This window comes from Fictibacillus iocasae, from assembly GCF_042665465.1.
GTDB classification, from domain to species: Bacteria; Bacillota; Bacilli; order Bacillales; family Fictibacillaceae; genus Fictibacillus; species Fictibacillus iocasae.
This window is the reverse complement of the sequence record NZ_JBHTCP010000006.1, coordinates 36,880-55,196: the sequence shown is the minus strand read 5'-3', so window position 1 is coordinate 55,196 and position 18,317 is coordinate 36,880. Positions and strand designations below refer to the sequence as shown.

The window sequence follows — 18,317 nt, the reverse complement described above, 5'->3', positions numbered from 1 at the left end:
AAATTTGCAAATAAAGTTCCTGGATTTGCAAATAAATACTCCGGATTCGCAAATAAACCCGTGAGCAAGCTGGATCTGATTTTTCTCTTCCTTTCTTTTATCATGAAAAATTGAAAATCTATCAATTTATTTTTAAAAAAGTATAAAACACTATTGCCAAAGTCGTTATTACATGGTAAATTAAATCTTGTCGTGAAAAAACGCGGCGCCGACATAGAACAACACATACTTTAGGGAGCCATTAGCTCAGTCGGTAGAGCATCTGACTTTTAATCAGAGGGTCGAAGGTTCGAGTCCTTCATGGCTCACCATTTTTCATAAAAAAAGTGGCCCATTGGTCAAGCGGTTAAGACACCGCCCTTTCACGGCGGTAACACGGGTTCGAATCCCGTATGGGTCACCATTTTTATATTTTCATAGCGGATCCGTGGTGTAGTGGTTAACATGCCTGCCTGTCACGCAGGAGATCGCCGGTTCGACCCCGGTCGGGTCCGCCATTTTTTTAAAACATAGCTCGTCACGAGCGATACATCGTGATTATGCAACAATTTGTCTCGACGGATAAACCCGTAGTCACTTCTGGTAGAGGAAGAGACAGGGAACCGACGGACAGTATATCAAAAATGGCTCGGTAGCTCAGTCGGTAGAGCAGAGGACTGAAAATCCTCGTGTCGGCGGTTCGATTCCGTCCCGAGCCACCATATATTACCCGCAAACCTCTCAGAAAAATGAGAAGGTTTTTTTATTACGTTTAGGTCGTTCAGTGGCTTGAAAAGCGTTCTTAAAAAAAGAGCAACGAACCATACATCCATGTTTTCACTATGAGTTGTTTCGACGCATCCACATCATAGAAAATTCGTGTAGAGGAAGAAACAGAGGACTGAAAATCCTCGTGTCGGCGGTTCGATTCCGTCCCGAGCCACCATTTATTACCCGCAAACCTCTCAGAAAAATGAGAAGGTTTTTTTATTACGTTTAGGTCGTTCAGTGGCTTGAAAAGCGTTCTTAAAAAAAAGAGCAACGAACCATACATCCATGTTTTCACTATGAGTTGTTTCGACGCATCCACATCATAGAAAATTCGTGTAGAGGAAGAAACAGAGGACTGAAAATCCTCGTGTCGGCGGTTCGATTCCGTCCCGAGCCACCATTATACTTTCATACAACAATCAACAAAGACTGCCGCTTGCTGGCAGTCTTTTTTTCGTGTGTACACACCTACGTTTGTCTGCAAAGCAAATCACATAAAAAAGGAAGGCGGACACGGTCCGCCTTCTCATTACCTAAACACCTTGAGGGGTCCGGTACCGTCTCCCTAAAAATGCCGTGATAACGCAAATTTATAAAAAAAGTACCGGACCCCGACTGTACCGGACCCCGAACTTCCCGAACTTCTGAACTCAACCCGAACTACGCGATCATGCGATGATTTCAGCGGGGACGAGTTCTCGTGCTGGGCCGAAGAACTCGTAATGGATTTTCTCAGGAGAGAGGTTCCAGCTTTTTAGAATGTGATACACGGATTGCATGAAGGGAACGGGTCCACAGAAGTAGAAATTGGCGTCTTTCGTTTCACCAACTACCGAACTCAGCCATTTTGCATCGATCCAGCCTTCTTTATCATAACGTTTGAGCGCCCGGTCAGAGTCGGTGGGGTCACTATAGCAAACGTACGATTGAAAGGAGTCATGCTTGTGGTCGAGGTTCTCTACATGCTCGCTAAACGCGTGAACGGAGCTGTTCTGAGCGGCATGGATGAACGTGACGCTGCGCTCTGGCTGACGGGCGGCGATGGTGTTGAGCATGCTGACCATTGGGGTGATCCCGACACCGCCGCTGATGAGCACGACGGGATGGGTGCTGATAGGCTCAAGAATGAAATCCCCAGCCGGTGCGGTGATCGGAAGGATGTCGCCTGGCTGGACAGCATCATGCAAATAGTGTGAAACGACGCCGTCAACACCGGCTTCACCTGACTCGCGCTTCACACTGATGCGGTAATAATCGTGGTCTGGCGCATCGGACATGCTGTATTGGCGCAGGTGTGTGTACGCTTCCCCTTCAGGCTGCAGTTTGACCGTGATATACTGGCCGGGCTTGAAGGAGGCGAGCGGCTTGCCGTCTTCTGGGCGAAGGTAGAGTGACGTGATCGCGTCGCTCTCGGCCACTTTTCGGTCGACGACGAAGTGGCGGTAGCCATCCCAGCCGCCGTGTTGGTTCTTCGCTTCGTGATACATGTCCTTCTCGACGCTGATGAAGACGTCGGCGATCACGCCATAAGCCTTCGCCCACGCGTCGATAATCTCATCGGTTGCTGCGTCGCCGAGCACGTCTTTAATCGCCTGCAGCAGGTTTTCTCCGACGATCGGATAATGCTCGGGCAGGACACCGAGGCTGCGGTGCTTGTGGGCGATTTGCTTTACAGCCGGAAGAATTGTCTCTAATTTTTCAATATGGACGGCAGCGGCGTATACGACGTTGGCAAGCGCGGTTTGCTGACGGCCTTGCTTTTGATTGGCATGGTTGAAAATGTTCAGCAGCTCGGGATGCTTCTGAAACAACGTTTGATAAAATTGGGTGGTGATCGCCGTGCCATATTTTTCGAGGACCGGAACCGTTGATTTAATGATAGAAATGGTTTGCTGATCTAACATGATCATCTCTCCTTTTTTCGTGAAAACGCTTGGGATGCATTCATTATAAAAGGTGCGCAGCAGGTTCGCGTGTGATTGAAGTCACAAATCTGATGACATATTGATGAACGATACAAGGATTTATTTGAGGCGGTGCGAATATAATGAAAGCACCACTGCTCATGAAAGGAAGATGACGATGACGATTTTGGCAGCCGTGCCGCTTTATTTGGCATCATGCTATTTGATAGGAAACATCATGACCGGCTTTATTGTTGCGAAAATGCTGAAGGGCGTGGACTTGCGAAAAGAAGGAAGCGGCAATATTGGCGCACGCAATGCGGGACGTGTGCTCGGCAACGCGGGATTCGTCCTTACGCTAGGTGGCGATGCGGCCAAAGGAGCGCTGGCGGTCTGGGGCGCGGAGCTGCTCGGTCTTGGAACAACGTATCAGCTATTAGGTCTGTTGGCGGTGCTTGTCGGTCATTGCTGGCCTATTGTGTTAAAATTTCATGGCGGAAAAGGAGTCGCGGCGTTTATTGGCGGCATTCTCGTAATCGATTATCAAGCGGCGCTCATAATGGCGGCAGTCTTTCTGCTGTTGTTCGGCATCAAGCGTAGCCTGACTGCGGCAGGACTCGTGTCGTTCGCGCTGTATCCGGTCATCTATTATTTTTTAGGCGGGGATCTTGCACATGCTTTGCTGCTCGTTCCATCCAGTGTGCTTGTAGTTTGGGTGCAGAAAGAAGAATTAAAAGAACGGATGCTTTTGTAACATTTTGAAATATAGTTGACAGTCAATTTTAAGGGAAATCCCAAAAAGCCTTGATATATAGGGCTTTTTTTCATTTTTACCAAAAAAATATTTCCATATTATTTACATTATCATTACAAATTCCCCTATATTCTGACAAGCTTCTTGCCATATGTTAGGCTCTAAAAGGTGAATTAGTACCTATTCTCGTTATGAGTCTTAAGAATCATAGATGCAGAACAGCGCTACAGGGGGATTTAAAAAGGTATGCAAAAACAAAGAAATCGAATCGTGATGTCGCTTGCGTTCGGTGCGGCCGCTTTTCTTGGATTCAGTGCCAATGAGGCGTCAGCTCATCATGATGATAATGAATTGATCAAGACCGTGTATCACGTGTACGTGGACGGCAAGGAAATCGGAACCGTTCATCACAAGAGCGCGGTTACACAAGAAATTGATATTATGCTTGAGAACGCGGAGAAATCCGATAGCAAGCTGGAATATAAAATAAAAGAAGACATCACATACAAGGCGGAAAGAGTGTTTCGTCCCGTATTTGATGAACAGCAAGTGCGCTCGCAGCTGAAACAGGAGCTGAACGTTGCAGTCAAAGCGTACCGCTTGAACGCGGGTGACGAGACGGTCGCATACGTGGCTTCGGAAAAAGAAGCGCAAGATGTAATACAGAAGCTGAAAACTCAATATGTAACAAAAGAAGAACTCGCTCTTATGGAAGAAGCCAAGAAAAAAACAGCGGGGAACGAGCCGAAGCTTGAGCCAGGTGAAAGCATCATGACGGATGTCACGTTCACCAACGACCTGACGATCAGTGTTCAGGAAGTACAGCCGGATGAGATTGCCTCTGCTGACAGCGCGTTTAACACGCTGAGAGCCGGCAAGATGCAAGTGAGCGATTATGAGCTGCAATCCGGTGATACGATTGAGCGCATCGCCTCAAAGCATAAGATGTCGGTTCAGCAGATACTCAGCCTGAACCCGAAGCTGCTGCTGTCAGGGAGCATGAGCGAAGGGAACACGATCAAGGTCATGAAGCACGTACCTTTTACAAAAGTGATCGTGCACGAGCTGAAGCGTGAGAAAAAGAATATTCCGTTTGCGGTGAAAGAAGAAAAAGACGCTTCCATGGAGATCGGCACAACGAAAATCGTGCAAAAGGGACAAGCAGGTGCCGAGGATCTCACGTATACGTCGCTGATGATCGATGGTAAAATGCAGTCTGCGGACATGCTCACGAAAGACGTGGTGAAGCAGCCTGTGGAGCAGATCGTGAAAATCGGCACGAAGGAAATTCCGTCAAAAGGCACAGGCTCGATGGTATGGCCGGCAGTTGGCGGCTATGTTTCCAGCCATAAGGGTGAACGGTGGGGCCGCGCTCATAAAGGCATTGATATCGCACGTCCGACCGAGCGCTCCATCTTAGCCGCGGACAACGGCACGGTCGTGGAAGCCGGCTTTGATAACGGCGGATACGGCAACAAAATCGTGATTAACCATAACAACGGCATGCGCACGATGTACGCGCATTTAAGCTCGATCGCTGTGAAGTCTGGCGACGTTGTGAAGAAAGGCCAGAAAATTGGCGTAATGGGCTCGACCGGCCAATCAACAGGCATTCACCTTCACTTTGAAGTGTACAAAAATAATGCCCTGCAAAACCCGCTGAACTATGTGAGTGAATAAACAATAGATCAAGAAGCCCCGTTCTGCCGAGCGGGGCGTTTTTTTTATTGTTAAGAAAAGCAGGGTGAGTGAGCGAGGTTTGCATGTTACCGCGCTCGTTCCTCGCAAATGTGCTAAAGCGGCCATAATCTAAGGAGCTTGCAGACACACAGGCTGTCTGCAAACCTTTTTATGTGCCATAGTCGGAGGTGTTGACTTACACCTTGGATTTGCCGAAAATAGAGGTGAGGTGAAGGACGATGAGTGAAAATCGTGTATCGAGCACGAAATGGTTCGGATTGGCGCTGCAATCGCTGCTCGTGCTGGCTGACTTCGACGGCATCGCCCCGAGCTCTGCACTCGCTGAAAAGCTTGGCGCCAAGTCAGCCTTTTTGCGAAAGGTGCTCAGCAATTTGGTAAAGGCCGGCATTCTTTCGGCAAAAGAAGGTCGTGACGGCGGATATTTTCTAGCAAAGAACCCTGATGAGATCGCGCTCGTGGAAGTGTATGAAGCCATGCGGACCGATCCGTATGCGAAAGGCTTTCTCGATGTGAATAAAGAGGAATGCTTCGCACCAGGCACACAAACAGCGCTGCTGCATCTTGTCGAAGAGATGGAAAGCTGGATATTGCGCGGCTTGTCTGAAAAAACAGTCGGTGACCTGCTGCGTGACCGGTAAATCCCCTGCATTTGAGCATGAAGATGAGGGGATTATACTATGCAGGTAACTGTTCTTGACAAAGATACAGTATCTCTTCTATACTGTTCCTAAAAAGTGAACAGTTAAAGAAGGAGCGATGAACATGTCAACGAAACAATCCACTTCAGAAGAGTATTTAAATAAAGTGAACGAGATGGACATTCCAAACATTCAGCCGAAGGAGCTCGACAGCACCGATTTCTTTACGGTCGCACGCGAGCGCCGTTCGGTCCGTTATTATGATCCATCATACAAGCTTGATGACAGCGTACTGCGCGAGATTTTAGAGACAGCCGTTCTGGCGCCGTCTTCTTCTAACCTGCAGCCGTGGCGTTTTCTCGTGATCCGCGAGCAGGAAAAGAAAGAGATTCTGCTTCCGATCGCGAAAAATCAGAAGCAAGTAAGCGATGCGTCAGCGATTATCGCGGTACTTGGAGACATTGACGCATACAAGAACGCGGGCCGCATTTACGGCGAAGTGGTCGAACAAGGCCGTATGGAAAAAGAATTCGCTGACTTTTACGTGAACACAATCAACGAGCATTACGGCAGCTTGTCAGAAGAGCATGCGACGAACGTTGCTCTGATCGACGGCGGCCTCGTATCGATGCAGCTCATGCTCGCGGCAAAAGCGAAAGGACTCGACACCGTGCCGATGGGCGGCTACGACCAAAAGCAGTTCATTGAAACGTTCAACGTGCCGGCGAACCTCAAGCCCGTCATGCTGATCGCACTCGGAAAAGGCGTGAAAGCAGGCTTCGAGAAAAACCGCCTGCCGCTTGATGAGCTGATTACAGAAGAGAGCTTCTAATACATGTTGTGAAGGCTGGCTGCTGCCAGCCTTCTTTCTTTGCAATTGACGCAGTCAAAAAGTTAACGAACAACGTATAAGGTCAACTAAGGCTGACGAAAAGGCTTGTCGTCAGCCAGGTTTTATTTACGCTTGCCCGAAAAATGCGGATTCTCGTCCGCAAAATGAAATTCTCGCCCGAGAAACCTCCACTTTCGTCCGCAAACTCCAATTCTCGCCCGAAACGCGAAAAAGAGCAGAATCTACCCATAGAAAACTACTTTCCATTGGCGGCAGCCAGGTTCTTAATCAGCTTATCGATATGCCCTCGAATAGGCTAGACCCGTTGATCTCAAAAATGACCTGAATAGCTCCAACTTTGACCATCAATTTTTGATTTTGAACAAAATAGCGGCAGTGACCCGAGATCAATTTCTTCAAAAGCTCTCAATGCCCTTGCTTAGTGTATTTTTCCCAGCGCCAAATCGCCGTGCTATCAGTATGGAGTTTGTTTTAAGTGTGATAAAATGTATTTAGCATAAATTAAACGAATACTGATGCAAACAAAGCTCTTTAAACAACACACAGTTAATGACTATACATTGTATTTTCTAGTATTTAAAAAAGGGGCGGCCATGATGGAAAAAAAGATTCTCGTAGTGGATGATGAAAGACCGATCGCGGATATTCTTCAGTTCAACCTGGAGAAGGAGGGATTCACGGTTGTCTGTGCGTATGATGGCGTGACGGCCGTTGAGAAGGTTGAAAAAGAGAAGCCGGACATGATTCTGCTCGATATCATGCTTCCGATGAAGGATGGCATGGAAGTATGCCGCGAAGTGCGGAAGAAGTACGACACGCCGATCATCATGCTGACAGCGAAGGACTCTGAGATCGATAAGGTTCTGGGATTAGAGCTCGGGGCCGATGATTATGTGACGAAGCCGTTCAGCACACGCGAGCTGATCGCGCGCGTGAAGGCGAACCTGCGCCGCCATCAGAACGAGGCGGAGCGCGATACAGATGACAACAACAACGAGATCACGGTCGGCACGCTGACGATTCACCCGGATGCGTACCTTGTTACGAAGCGCGGCGAGACGATCGAGCTGACGCACCGCGAGTTTGAGCTGCTGCATTACCTGGCGAAGCATATTGGACAGGTAATGACGCGCGAGCATTTGCTGCAGACAGTATGGGGATATGATTATTTCGGCGACGTCCGTACGGTTGACGTGACGGTCCGCCGCTTAAGAGAAAAAGTAGAAGACAATCCGAGCCACCCGCTATGGATCATTACACGCCGCGGAGTCGGGTACTATTTACGAAATCCTGATCAGGAGTAGGCCTCATGAATAAAGTCGGCTTTTTCAGGTCAATACACGTCAAGTTTGTGTTGATCTATGTTCTGCTCATCCTGATCGCCATGCAGGTGATCAGTGTGTACTTCATCAATAACCTCGAGGACGACCTGCGCCGCAACTTTACGAAATCCGTCGTGGAGCGCGTCAATATCCTCGAGTTCAACATTGAGCAGAAAATACGGGAATACCAATCGAATAAAACGCCGCGCGACGAAAGCCAGATGACGCTTGAGGAAAGCATTCAGTCCCTTTTGAACGAAGAGTTCAAGAAGGATAATGAGATCCAAGTGCTCAATAAGGAGGGCGTCGTTTTGGCGTCCTATCCGAACAAGAATCTCGTCGGCCAGATCAGCTTTAACTCCAAGATCCGCCTTGCGCTTGAGGGCACGGAGGATCCGGATGAGATGTTCGACCCGACCATCAACAAGCGGCTGTACGTGTATGCCAAGCCGATCAAGATCGACAACAACGGACCGACGATAGGTGCGATTTACTTAGAAACATCGATCGAGTCCATTTATGACCAGATACAGGATATTAATAAAATCCTCACGACCGGTACGGTTATCGCGCTTGTGATCACGGCGCTGCTCGGGGTGTTCCTGGCGCGCACGATAACGAGGCCGATGGCGGATATGAGGAAGCAGGCGCTTGTTATGGCGCGCGGAGACTTTTCACGAAAAGTGCAGGTGTACGGCGATGATGAGATCGGCCAGCTAGCGATGACGTTCAACGACCTGACACGCAAGCTGCAGGAAGCGACGGCGGTCACGGAGAGCGAGCGGCGCAAACTGCGCTCGGTCCTCACGTACATGACCGATGGCGTGATCGCGACTGACCGAGACGGCGCGATCATCCTCATGAACGACCGGGCCGAAGAGATGCTGAACATTTCCAGACAGAACGCGCTTGGCACGCCGCTGATCGAACTATTACGATTGAACACGCAATACACGTGGGACGAGCTGTACAGCGAGTATGAGACGATGCTGCTAGACTTCAGCAGTGAGGACATGCATTATGTGGTGCGTGCAAACTTCTCGGTCATTCAGAAGGAAGACGGTCCGGTGAACGGACTCATCGCCGTCCTCCATGACGTGACCGAGCAGGAGCAGATCGAGAACGAGCGCCGCGAGTTCGTGTTCAACGTATCACATGAGCTCAGGACGCCGCTCACGACGATGCGCAGCTATTTAGAGGCGCTCGCAGAAGGGGCGTGGCAGGATGAGAATATTGCGCCGCGTTTCCTCGAGGTCACGCAGAACGAGACCGAGCGGATGATTCGCCTCGTGACGGACCTCTTGCAGCTGTCGAAAATGGACAGCAAGGATTTCCGTTTCACGTTCCGCGAAATCGATCTGCCGTCGTTCCTGCATGACATTATCGACCGTCACGAAATGCTGGAAAAAGAGAACATCGAGCTGAAAAGGCAGCTGCCCGAAACAAAGATCCTCGTTCAGCTGGATACCGATAAAATGACGCAGGTGCTCGATAACATCATCTCGAACGCGATGAAATATTCGCCAGAGGGCGGCACCATCACGCTTAGCGCCGGCAAGGTCGGTCGCAAGGTGAAGGTGAGCATCTCGGATCAGGGTGTCGGGATTCCGAAGAACAACGTGTCGAAAATTTTTGACCGCTTCTTCCGTGTCGATAAAGCGCGGTCACGCGACATCGGAGGCACAGGACTGGGTCTTGCGATCGCCAAAGAAATCATCCTCGCCCACGGCGGCGAGATTTGGGCGGAAAGCGAATGGGGCCAGGGGACGACGATTCACTTCACGCTGCCTCTTAGGAAAGCAAAGGAGGCGAGCGCATGAACATCAACTGGACCCGCATTTTAAAAATGGTGCAGCGGACGATCGTCCGCATCCGCCGCAACTGGGAGAAGATCAAGACCGTCACGCTGACTCTGCTGATTATGCTCTCACTCGTGCTCACGTGGAGTCTTTGGACGTTCAAGCCAAACTACGGGGTGCTTGAGAGCACGCGCGTCGTCAAGAAAGAAATCGTCGCGGACCGGAAAAGGGCGACTGACGTGCTCAGCCCGAGCCAGATCGTCTATCATGACGGCAAGCAGCTGTACGGTATCGTCGGCCACAGCCTGCTCGATGTAGTGAGCAGCCGGCTGGAGAACTCGAAATTTTATTACCAAAAGCAAAACTTGATCAATTTTGAGCCGGAAGACAGCAAGAAGCCGTTTATCGAGGTCGTGTATCCTGTGAGCATGCCGTCTGATGTGTACAGCCAACTGCTGCACCTGGACGATCCGGGCGTGAACCGGCTGACGGGCGTTGACCGGATCATCTTTTATCCAAACGATGCGTCGGTGTATTTGGCGTCTTATTCGGAGCGGAAGATGATGAAGGTCGGCAGCACGTTCCCTTATAAAGAAATTCAAGAGTTAATGAAGCAGGCGATCAAGTCCAAGTCGGCTGTGCCGTTTATGACGTTCGATGAAAAAGAAGAGCCGGATGTCGGTGAGACCATCGTGACGCGCCGTTTCTACCTGCCAAAAGATAAGGTGCAGGTGAAGAGCTATAAGTATTTGGCGCAGTCGGTCTCAGACAATGTGTATGACAAATATAAATCAGCGCTGTTCCCGGATCCGCAGTCGGTGAAGAGCGGGGCAACACAGAACGGCCAGACCTTCACCGACGTCAGCTCGGCACTCGTCATTAACGAGAACGTCAACCGCATGAAGTTCACGAACTTTGCCGGGTCGGGCAGCACCCTTCAAAACACGAACCCGCTCATCAGCTCGATCGACTATATCAACACACACGCGGGTTGGGGCAACACGTATTTTCTGAGTGACTTGAACAGCTACCGCGCCGTCTTTTATCCAGAGGTGCGGAACATGCCGATCCTCAACAGCGACATGGAGATGAGCCTCACGTGGGACGAGAACGAGCTGTACGAGTATCAGCGCTCGCTGATCGAGCTGAACGACGAAGGGCTGCCGTTCAACGACCATCCGGACGCGCATACGCTCGAATCGGGCGAGACGGTAGCAGAAGAGCTGCGGACAAGCTATGCGCCGCAATCGGTGCATGACGTGCGCATCGGGTTCTGGATGAAGCCGGAAAGCGATTCGCAGGTGTACCACCTCGAGCCGAAATGGTTCATCCTTTACGGCGATAACAAGCGGTGGCAGCCATTGTTTAAAGAGAAGGGAGAATTTTAATGGACTGGCATAAGACGAAGACCATTTTCATTCTCACCTTTCTTGTGCTGAACCTGTTTCTCGCTTACCAGCTATACTTGAAAATGGACAAAAACAATATCAAGACGCTAGGCGAGCAGCCGTTAGAGGAGCGTCTTTCTAATAACAACATCAAGTACAAAGGCAAGATTCCGGTGTACCGTGAACGCCAGACACTCATCAGCGGACAGCGCTATTCGTTCACACCAGAAGAGCGGAAGGATTTTGATTCCAAAACGATGACGCTATCCGAGTCGAGCACAGACATGACGCTCGCGTTCACCATTAAAAAGCCGATCAGTCTGAAAAAAGACCGAGATGAAGCGGTCAGCCAGATGGAAGACTTTCTGACAGACAACCTGATTCGCGGCAAAGAATACGAGTTTTTTAAATACGACAAAGAAAAGAAGCAGATCTGGTTCGCGCAGAAGTACCAGGAAAAGCCGATTTTCTTTGATCCGCTGAACTATGACAAGCGCAATGAGCTGACACAGAACTATGAAGGCTCTAACGGCATGATCAAGTTCGAATATAACGACAAAGGGGAAGTGTTCCGCTTCACCCAGACATACTTGAGCATTATGAGACAAGGAGATTACCAGGACATCATCTCTCCGAAAAAAGCACTCGGGCGATTGCTCGATATGGGTTATTTGGACAGCGGCGACAAGATCACAAGCATCCGCCTCGGCTATTACAGCTTAGCGAGCATCGAGGAGCTGCAGGTATACGCGCCGACATGGTCGATCGAGACAGAGAAGAAGCACTATATGGTGAACGCTACCGACAGTAAGGTGCTCGTGCTTAAAGGGGAAGAATAGAGGAGATTTCACACTATGAGCTTAAAATTCAGCGTGCTTGCCAGCGGAAGCACAGGGAACGCGATATACGTGGAGACCGGACGTGCACGCTTGCTCGTGGACGCCGGATTAAGCGCCAAGCAGATGGGACTTCTGTTCGAGCGAGCGAACATCGGCGAGATCACAGGCCTTGACGGTATTCTCGTCACGCACGAGCACAGCGACCATATTAAAGGGATCGGCGTGATGGCGCGAAAGTTCAAGCTGCCGGTATACGCGAACACCAACACGTGGCGCGCGATGGAAGGCTTGATCGGCGAGATTCCGACCGAGCAGAAGTTCGAGTTCGGCATGGAAACGGTGCGCACGTTCGGCGACTTAGAGGTCGAGTCGTTCGGCGTCTCGCATGACGCCGCCGAGCCGATGTTCTACGTCTTTCATCACGAAGGACGCAAGCTGACGCTCATGACCGACACCGGATACGTGAGCGACCGGATGAAGGGCATCATCAGAGAAAGCGACAGCATGATTATCGAGTCGAACCACGACATCAACATGCTCATGATGGGCCGTTACCCATGGAACATTAAGCGCCGCATCCTCGGCGACCATGGCCACATCTCGAACGAAGACTGCGGCCACGCGCTAGCAGACGTGATTGGCGACAAGACGAAGAACATCTACCTTGCTCACCTGAGCAAGGACAACAACATGAAGGACATCGCCCGCCTCGCTGTCGGCCAGACGCTCGAGTCACGCGGCTTTGCGGTCGGCGAGGATATCATCCTGCACGATACGGACGCCTCCATTCCAACCAAACTAGCGCTTGTCTGATTCACCCCGTTTACCGCCGCCTTTTAAGGGAAATAACAAGATATGTGGGAAAATATGAAAAAATACCCAAATTTCATAGAAAACCCAGCTGCATTCGTATAATTAATACGTGAGGATATCATACTTGTTATGGAACGATGAAAGGAACGGTGAACTCTTATGGGGTACTATGATGACAACGAATATAACAGCAGGCCGCCTCAAAAACGGCGCGGCGTCTTTCTGCCCGCATTGATTGGTGCCATAATCGGCGCCTTTTTAGTCCTGCTTGCAGCACCCATCCTACAAAACTCGGGGCTTCTTCCTGACAACAGTGCGGAGGAAGAAAACGGCCTCAGCACGAATGAGGACAGTGTTGAAAAGTCAGTCGATGTGGACGTGACGACCGACATCACGAAGGCGGTCGATAAATCGTCCGGTGCGGTCGTGGAGGTCGTGAAGATTCAGCAAGGCGACTTCTTTCAGCAAGAACAAGCCGGATCGGGTTCTGGCGTGATTTATAAAAAAGAAGGCGGCAAAGCGTACGTCGTCACGAACGACCACGTCGTCTCTGGCGCAAGCAAGATCGAAATCACGCTCGCCGACGGAACAAAGCTTGACGGCAAGCTGCGCGGCACCGATCCGCTCATGGATCTCGCGGTCGTGGAAGTGAACGGCAGCAGCGTGAAGAATGTCGCAGAGTTCGGTTCATCGGAAGACTTGAAGCGCGGTGAGCCGGCGATCGCGATCGGCAACCCGCTAGGCACGTTCCCAGGCTCGGTCACACAAGGAATCGTCTCAAGCGCTGACCGCACGATTCCAGTCGACATCGACGGCGACGGCAGCCCGGACTGGCAGGCAGAGGTCATCCAGACCGATGCGGCGATCAATCCCGGTAACTCTGGCGGCGCGCTGCTCAACATCAGCGGCCAGGTGATCGGCATTAACTCGTCCAAGATCGCACAGCAGGAGGTCGAAGGAATCGGGTTTGCCATTCCGACCGACATCGCCCGCCCGATCATAGCGGACTTAGAGAAATACGGCGAAGTACGACGTCCGAAGCTCGGCGTCGACGTCATCTCGCTTCAGCAGGTGAACAACTACCACCGCAAGAGCACATTAAAGCTGCCGGACGATGTGAAAAACGGCATCGTCGTCATGGAAGCCGTTCCGCTCTCCGCAGCCGAACGCGCCGGACTGAAGGAGCTTGATGTGATCGTCGAAATGGACGGCGAGCCGATAAACGACGTCGTCCAGCTTCGCAAATTCCTTTACACGAAAACCAAAATCGGAGAAGAAGTCGAGGTTGTGTATTATCGTGAGGGGAAGAAGAAGACCGCGAAGGTTAAGCTGGAGAAGCAATCTTGATAAGTTTTTTAGAGAAAGCAGACGGAGTTTTGAACCGTTTGCTTTCTTTTTTTTTGTGTATTCTCGGTTGTGAAAAGCTAATTTGCTGGTGTAAGCAGGTCCGTTGGGGTTGAATTTTTGCCTTGCGGGCAAGATGTGGCGCGTTGCGGGCGAGTTATGAAGCAATACGGCTGAGTTCCAGGCTCGTGCGGCTGACTTTCCCTGATTTGCGGGCGACATCACAGTGCTTGCGGCTAACTTGACGTTATTTTCCAGACCAGCAGATCTACAACGAAGGGTAAATTTGCTGGTGTAAGCAGGTCCGTTGAGGTTGAATTTTTGCCTTGCGGGCAAGATGTGGCGCGTTGCGGGCGAATTATGATGGTATACGGCTGAGTTGCGGGCACGTGCGGCTGACTTTTCTGGTTTGCGGGCGACATCACAGTACTTGCGGCTAACTTGACGTAATTTTCCAGCCCAGCAGATCTTCAACGAAGGGTAAATTTGCTGTTGTAAGCAGGTCCGTTGAGGTTGAATTTTCGGCTTGCGGGCAAGATGTGGCGCGTTGCGGGCGAGTTATGATGGAATACGGCTGAGTTCCGGGCACATGCGGCTGAGCTTCCCTCATTTACGGGCGACAATACAGTACATGAGGCTAACTTGACGTAATTTTCCAGACCAGCCGACTTTTCTAACGAAGAATATAGAAGTTATTGTAATTCGCAAGCCTTTTAGCAGGTGAAATAGCACGATAATGGATATTAAAAAACGACCAGATTTTGTCTGGTCGTTTACTAATTTCCTTATTCAGCAATCGCACTCGTTAGTTTATGTACCTTTTATCGCAAGTGATTACAACTCTTTACTTGCCCATTCCCAATATATTTCTCCATTTACTCTTATCATCCGATCCAGCCAAGTGGGAAAATCGCAAAGTAAATCGTATATAGAGATACCCACTACAATCAAATGATGGTTATCTGTTGAAAGATCAATGTAAAGTCCACCTATATCCTGAACATAACCAATGGGGAACCAAACGTCTTTATATTCCATTGGTACATATTCACCCATCTTTACCTTTTCTACAATTCCTAACGCTTCTTCTAATGAGTAAATACCGAATAAGGCGCCGTATTCCGAAGAAAAGAATTTCGTTCCATCGTGCAGCCGAAGATAATTTTTATAGTCTTCAGGTACGTTTTCATAAATTCTCAGAACAGCTTCGTCTATGGGGTGATTAAATATAAAACTCATATCGAAAAGGTGCCCGTCACTTGATTGTATGGTTAGAGAGTTTTTATAATCTAGCCTAGTTTTTAATCCACTCAGTACATTTGATATACTCGGCTTTCTCAAGATCATCCCCTCCATTTTGTGTAAATAACTTAACTGAACTGTACGGTTTAAGTAATAAGATCAGCACTTTCTGAACCTATTTTTATATTCGATATAACTCCCTTTTCATCCTTTCTCGTTTAAATGGCAGGTTTTCAACTAACAGTATTGAACTATATAAGTGTTGAAAAATAATAAAATGAGGTGTAACCATGATTGTAGCAGTGAATCCTTATATCGTGACGAACGGCAACGGTAAAGAAGCGGTCGATTTTTATGTAGAAGCATTGAACGCAGAGATCTTATCGCTTCAAACATTCGGACAGATGCCGGAAGATCCTGATCATCCGATTCCAAGCGAAGCAAAAGACCGTGTGATGAATGCTCAGTTTAAAGTGGGTGATACGATCCTCATGCTGTCGGATACATTCCCTGGTATGCCGTATCAGCTCGGACAGCAAGTGAGCATCGCCATCCATATTGATACAGCTGAATCGGCAAAAACGGTATTTGAAAAGCTGTCAGAAGGCGGAAAGGTGACTATGCCGCTTCAAGAAACCTTCTGGAGCCCGGCATACGGCCAAGTAACCGATCAATATGGGGTACAGTGGCAGATTTCAGCCGTTCCACAAAACTAGCACCATAAGCCAAAACCGTCTCTGTGACGGTTTTTTCTATGCCAACAATTCCAGCACCTCAAAAAAACAGTGCTGTCTTACTACATATTCCGCACATAAACAGGCTCTTTGGCCGTTTATCTGGCAAATCACAGGGTATATACTACAATGGTAATTTTTAACTGAGTGTCGGAAAACATATGAAAGGGCAGCGGTGACCCATGGCAACCAACATTTACGAATCGCCAACGCTACGAGAGGCGACTGAACAACGAACGCAAGCATATGAGACGTTGCACGAACAGCTTGTAAGTTTGAAAAAAGAGTTTGGTAAGATAGTGAATGACAGTGAGTTTCAAGGACACGGAGCCGAAGCGATTAAAGGCTTCTACGGGGCGCAATGCGATGTGGTGGACGCCTGGCTGCGGCTGATTGACATGACTATAGAGTTTTTCAAAAGCATTCCCGGCTATATGGAGGATGCCGAGCTTGCGGGCAGCTCCACTGTTCACATCCCGTATTTGGAACAAAACGTTGAGCGGGGCATTAAGACTGCTAAGGACCAGGTCGCCAGCCAGCAGGAAGCATTGCAGTCCATCATTAAAAGCATCAACGACCTTGTTCCGTTAACGGTGTTCTCTGGCGATGAATTTGATCTGAAGATGAACGCAGCGGAAAAGAAACGCAACCTAACCGTCGAAAAAGTGCACGCACTCGATCAGAATCTGACAAAGGAATACAAAGCACTCCAAGTTCAGGCAGACCAAGTCAGCCTGCTGTACACCGAAATGATGAACGCCACACGACAGGGTGAACACATCTCCCCACTTCTTTTCAACGCTGAAGCGTACAAAACGAGTGAAGTATATAAGCTTCAGAGCGAGCTCACCATCCTAGCCGCGGGCTATGTGGAGCAGAAAAAAGCGGAGCGGCAGGCTAGGGAAGTGAAAGCCACCGAAAAGAGCGAAGTGAAGTCAGTAACGAAGGGAAAAGGGCTGTTCGAATCCGTTGGTGACGGTGTATGGGATGGCGCAGGAAACGCGATTGGCGACACGGTCGACGGTGTCGTGGACATGGTGAAAAATCCAGAAGGTGTAGTGGATGGCGTAAAGTATGTCTGGAACAACCCAAAAGAAGCAGCACAAGGCGTGTGGGATCAAACGACCGCATCATGGAACGAAAAAGTAATCAACGGCAACGCCGAAACCCGCTCCGAGTTCTTCACCTACATGGGAACCAACATCGCCGTCGGTGCACTCGGCAGCAAAGGAATTGATAAAGTCGCTAAAGCGTCAAAGCTAACCAAAGCCGACATTGCAGCAGAAACGAATGACATCAAATACGTTGTGAAGAAGAACTCTGCTTCTTATTTGGATAAGATTAATCAGCTGGGAAGGGCGTTTATTCCGCACCAGCAAGTTGCAACAGCTGGTGGGATGTATTTTAGAATGAAAGATATAGGGGATGTAGAAAAACGAGATACAATATATCAGGCATCAAATGTCGATCCAGTAGAAAATAATAAAAGTTACAATAAAGGTGATAAAAGTATTCTTGCTCCAGGTGGAGGCTTAATTGCTCATGAGTTAAAAGGTGGTCATTTAATAGAGAGGCATATTGGAAAGTCTGATGAAGAACTGTTAAATCGTTTGAAAAGTAATCCTAAGATTATGGGTTCGTCGACTTTTAAAGATAGGGAAACGGCTGAGAAGGTTGTTCATATTGTTTTAAATAACCCAGCTAACATTATTAAAATTGAAAAATGGCTAGCTAATCGGAATAGCAAACCTACCCTTCCATTAAGATTCCGTGGAGATGGACAAATAATTGGAAGAAGTGTCTCCAGACATTCAGGAGTAGTTGAGAACGTCACAAATGCTAAAATAATATTAAAAAAAGACAGCAATGGCAACTATGTGCTCACTGGCTATCCTGAAAAATAAAAAGGGGAGAAAAAACATGAGTAAAAATAATGCCTATATTGAAGAAGTGGAAGATTTTTTAGGTGGAACATTTCATCAAGATATTCAATCTCCAGAACAGGCAATGGATGAGTTTATTTTAGAGTCCACTAAAGAATGTTTGTTGGATACAATAAATGACTGTGAAAAATTTTTAAATAGTGATATTGGAAAAGAAGAGAAAGAAAATCTCATACAAAACAATGCGGAAATATATTTTCCGGCTATGAATATGAATCCGATAGAGTGGTTAACCAAATTAGTCAAACAAATGAAAATGGCTGTTGAAACTAAAAATTGAAGTGTCTTAAATC

15 protein-coding genes and 4 tRNA genes are annotated in these 18,317 nt (G+C 48.8%); 17 read left to right on the top strand and 2 right to left on the bottom strand.

All coding sequences use genetic code 11. The features are described from left to right. The first annotated feature begins 235 nt into the window (after positions 1-235). The 4 genes from ACFQPF_RS03760 (at position 236) to ACFQPF_RS03745 (ending at position 701) form a co-directional block, all read left to right on the top strand. Positions 236-311 (top strand) — tRNA-Lys (locus ACFQPF_RS03760). Between the two features lie 17 nt (positions 312-328). Further along, positions 329-403: transfer RNA gene (locus ACFQPF_RS03755), tRNA-Glu, on the top strand. Positions 404-421: 18 nt separating this feature from the next. Next, a tRNA-Asp gene (locus tag ACFQPF_RS03750) sits at positions 422-497 on the top strand. A gap of 128 nt (positions 498-625) precedes the next feature. Further along, positions 626-701 (top strand) — tRNA-Phe (locus ACFQPF_RS03745). Positions 702-1,418: 717 nt separating this feature from the next. Here the strand turns inward: ACFQPF_RS03745 and hmpA are convergent. Continuing rightward, positions 1,419-2,654 (bottom strand): NO-inducible flavohemoprotein, encoded by a 1,236-nt coding sequence (gene hmpA / locus ACFQPF_RS03740; RefSeq protein ID WP_379746709.1) that lies wholly within the window; start codon positions 2,652-2,654, stop codon positions 1,419-1,421. Between the two features lie 178 nt (positions 2,655-2,832). Between hmpA and ACFQPF_RS03735 the strand changes: the two genes are divergently transcribed. From ACFQPF_RS03735 to ACFQPF_RS03690, 10 genes are all read left to right on the top strand, one after another. After that, a complete protein-coding gene (locus tag ACFQPF_RS03735) occupies positions 2,833-3,408 on the top strand; it encodes a glycerol-3-phosphate acyltransferase (RefSeq protein ID WP_379746708.1) in 576 nt (191 codons plus the stop codon). Positions 3,409-3,654: 246 nt separating this feature from the next. Then, entirely contained in the window at positions 3,655-5,088 is a 1,434-nt protein-coding gene (locus ACFQPF_RS03730; protein WP_379746706.1) for a peptidoglycan DD-metalloendopeptidase family protein, read from the top strand. 239 nt (positions 5,089-5,327) lie between these two features. Next, positions 5,328-5,747: an RrF2 family transcriptional regulator gene (locus ACFQPF_RS03725; RefSeq protein WP_379746704.1), complete on the top strand. Its 420-nt coding sequence runs from the start codon at positions 5,328-5,330 to the stop codon at positions 5,745-5,747. Positions 5,748-5,871: 124 nt separating this feature from the next. Then, positions 5,872-6,579, top strand: coding sequence for a nitroreductase family protein (locus ACFQPF_RS03720; protein ID WP_379746702.1), 708 nt, complete (start codon positions 5,872-5,874; stop codon positions 6,577-6,579). A 617-nt stretch (positions 6,580-7,196) separates the two neighbouring features. Next, positions 7,197-7,904 (top strand): response regulator YycF, encoded by a 708-nt coding sequence (gene yycF, locus ACFQPF_RS03715; RefSeq protein WP_379746776.1) that lies wholly within the window; start codon positions 7,197-7,199, stop codon positions 7,902-7,904. 5 nt (positions 7,905-7,909) lie between these two features. Beyond that, positions 7,910-9,742, top strand: coding sequence for a cell wall metabolism sensor histidine kinase WalK (gene walK / locus ACFQPF_RS03710; RefSeq protein ID WP_379746700.1), 1,833 nt, complete (start codon positions 7,910-7,912; stop codon positions 9,740-9,742). Then, the gene (locus ACFQPF_RS03705) at positions 9,739-11,109 is read left to right on the top strand and encodes a YycH family regulatory protein (RefSeq protein WP_379746698.1); all 1,371 of its coding nucleotides are present in this window, start codon (positions 9,739-9,741) and stop codon (positions 11,107-11,109) included. The genes walK and ACFQPF_RS03705 overlap by 4 nt, the downstream gene beginning before the upstream one ends. Then, complete coding sequence (locus ACFQPF_RS03700; RefSeq protein WP_379746696.1) at positions 11,109-11,948, top strand: two-component system regulatory protein YycI; 840 nt, start codon at positions 11,109-11,111, stop codon at positions 11,946-11,948. Before ACFQPF_RS03705 ends, ACFQPF_RS03700 begins: the two co-directional genes overlap by 1 nt. A gap of 15 nt (positions 11,949-11,963) precedes the next feature. Continuing rightward, entirely contained in the window at positions 11,964-12,761 is a 798-nt protein-coding gene (locus ACFQPF_RS03695; RefSeq protein WP_379746694.1) for an MBL fold metallo-hydrolase, read from the top strand. A 159-nt stretch (positions 12,762-12,920) separates the two neighbouring features. Continuing rightward, positions 12,921-14,108: a S1C family serine protease gene (locus tag ACFQPF_RS03690; RefSeq protein WP_379746692.1), complete on the top strand. Its 1,188-nt coding sequence runs from the start codon at positions 12,921-12,923 to the stop codon at positions 14,106-14,108. Between the two features lie 831 nt (positions 14,109-14,939). Here ACFQPF_RS03690 and ACFQPF_RS03685 read toward each other — a convergent pair. Beyond that, complete coding sequence (locus ACFQPF_RS03685; RefSeq protein ID WP_379746690.1) at positions 14,940-15,446, bottom strand: SMI1/KNR4 family protein; 507 nt, start codon at positions 15,444-15,446, stop codon at positions 14,940-14,942. Between the two features lie 191 nt (positions 15,447-15,637). On the opposite strand from ACFQPF_RS03685, the gene ACFQPF_RS03680 reads away from it, so the two are divergent. The 3 genes from ACFQPF_RS03680 to ACFQPF_RS03670 all read left to right on the top strand — a co-directional run bounded on the left by ACFQPF_RS03680 (position 15,638) and on the right by ACFQPF_RS03670 (position 18,304). Beyond that, positions 15,638-16,063 (top strand): VOC family protein, encoded by a 426-nt coding sequence (locus tag ACFQPF_RS03680; protein WP_379746688.1) that lies wholly within the window; start codon positions 15,638-15,640, stop codon positions 16,061-16,063. Positions 16,064-16,263: 200 nt separating this feature from the next. Continuing rightward, complete coding sequence (locus ACFQPF_RS03675; protein WP_379746686.1) at positions 16,264-17,985, top strand: T7SS effector LXG polymorphic toxin; 1,722 nt, start codon at positions 16,264-16,266, stop codon at positions 17,983-17,985. Positions 17,986-18,001: 16 nt separating this feature from the next. Then, a complete protein-coding gene (locus ACFQPF_RS03670) occupies positions 18,002-18,304 on the top strand; it encodes a contact-dependent growth inhibition system immunity protein (RefSeq protein WP_379746684.1) in 303 nt (100 codons plus the stop codon). Positions 18,305-18,317 lie beyond the last annotated feature (13 nt).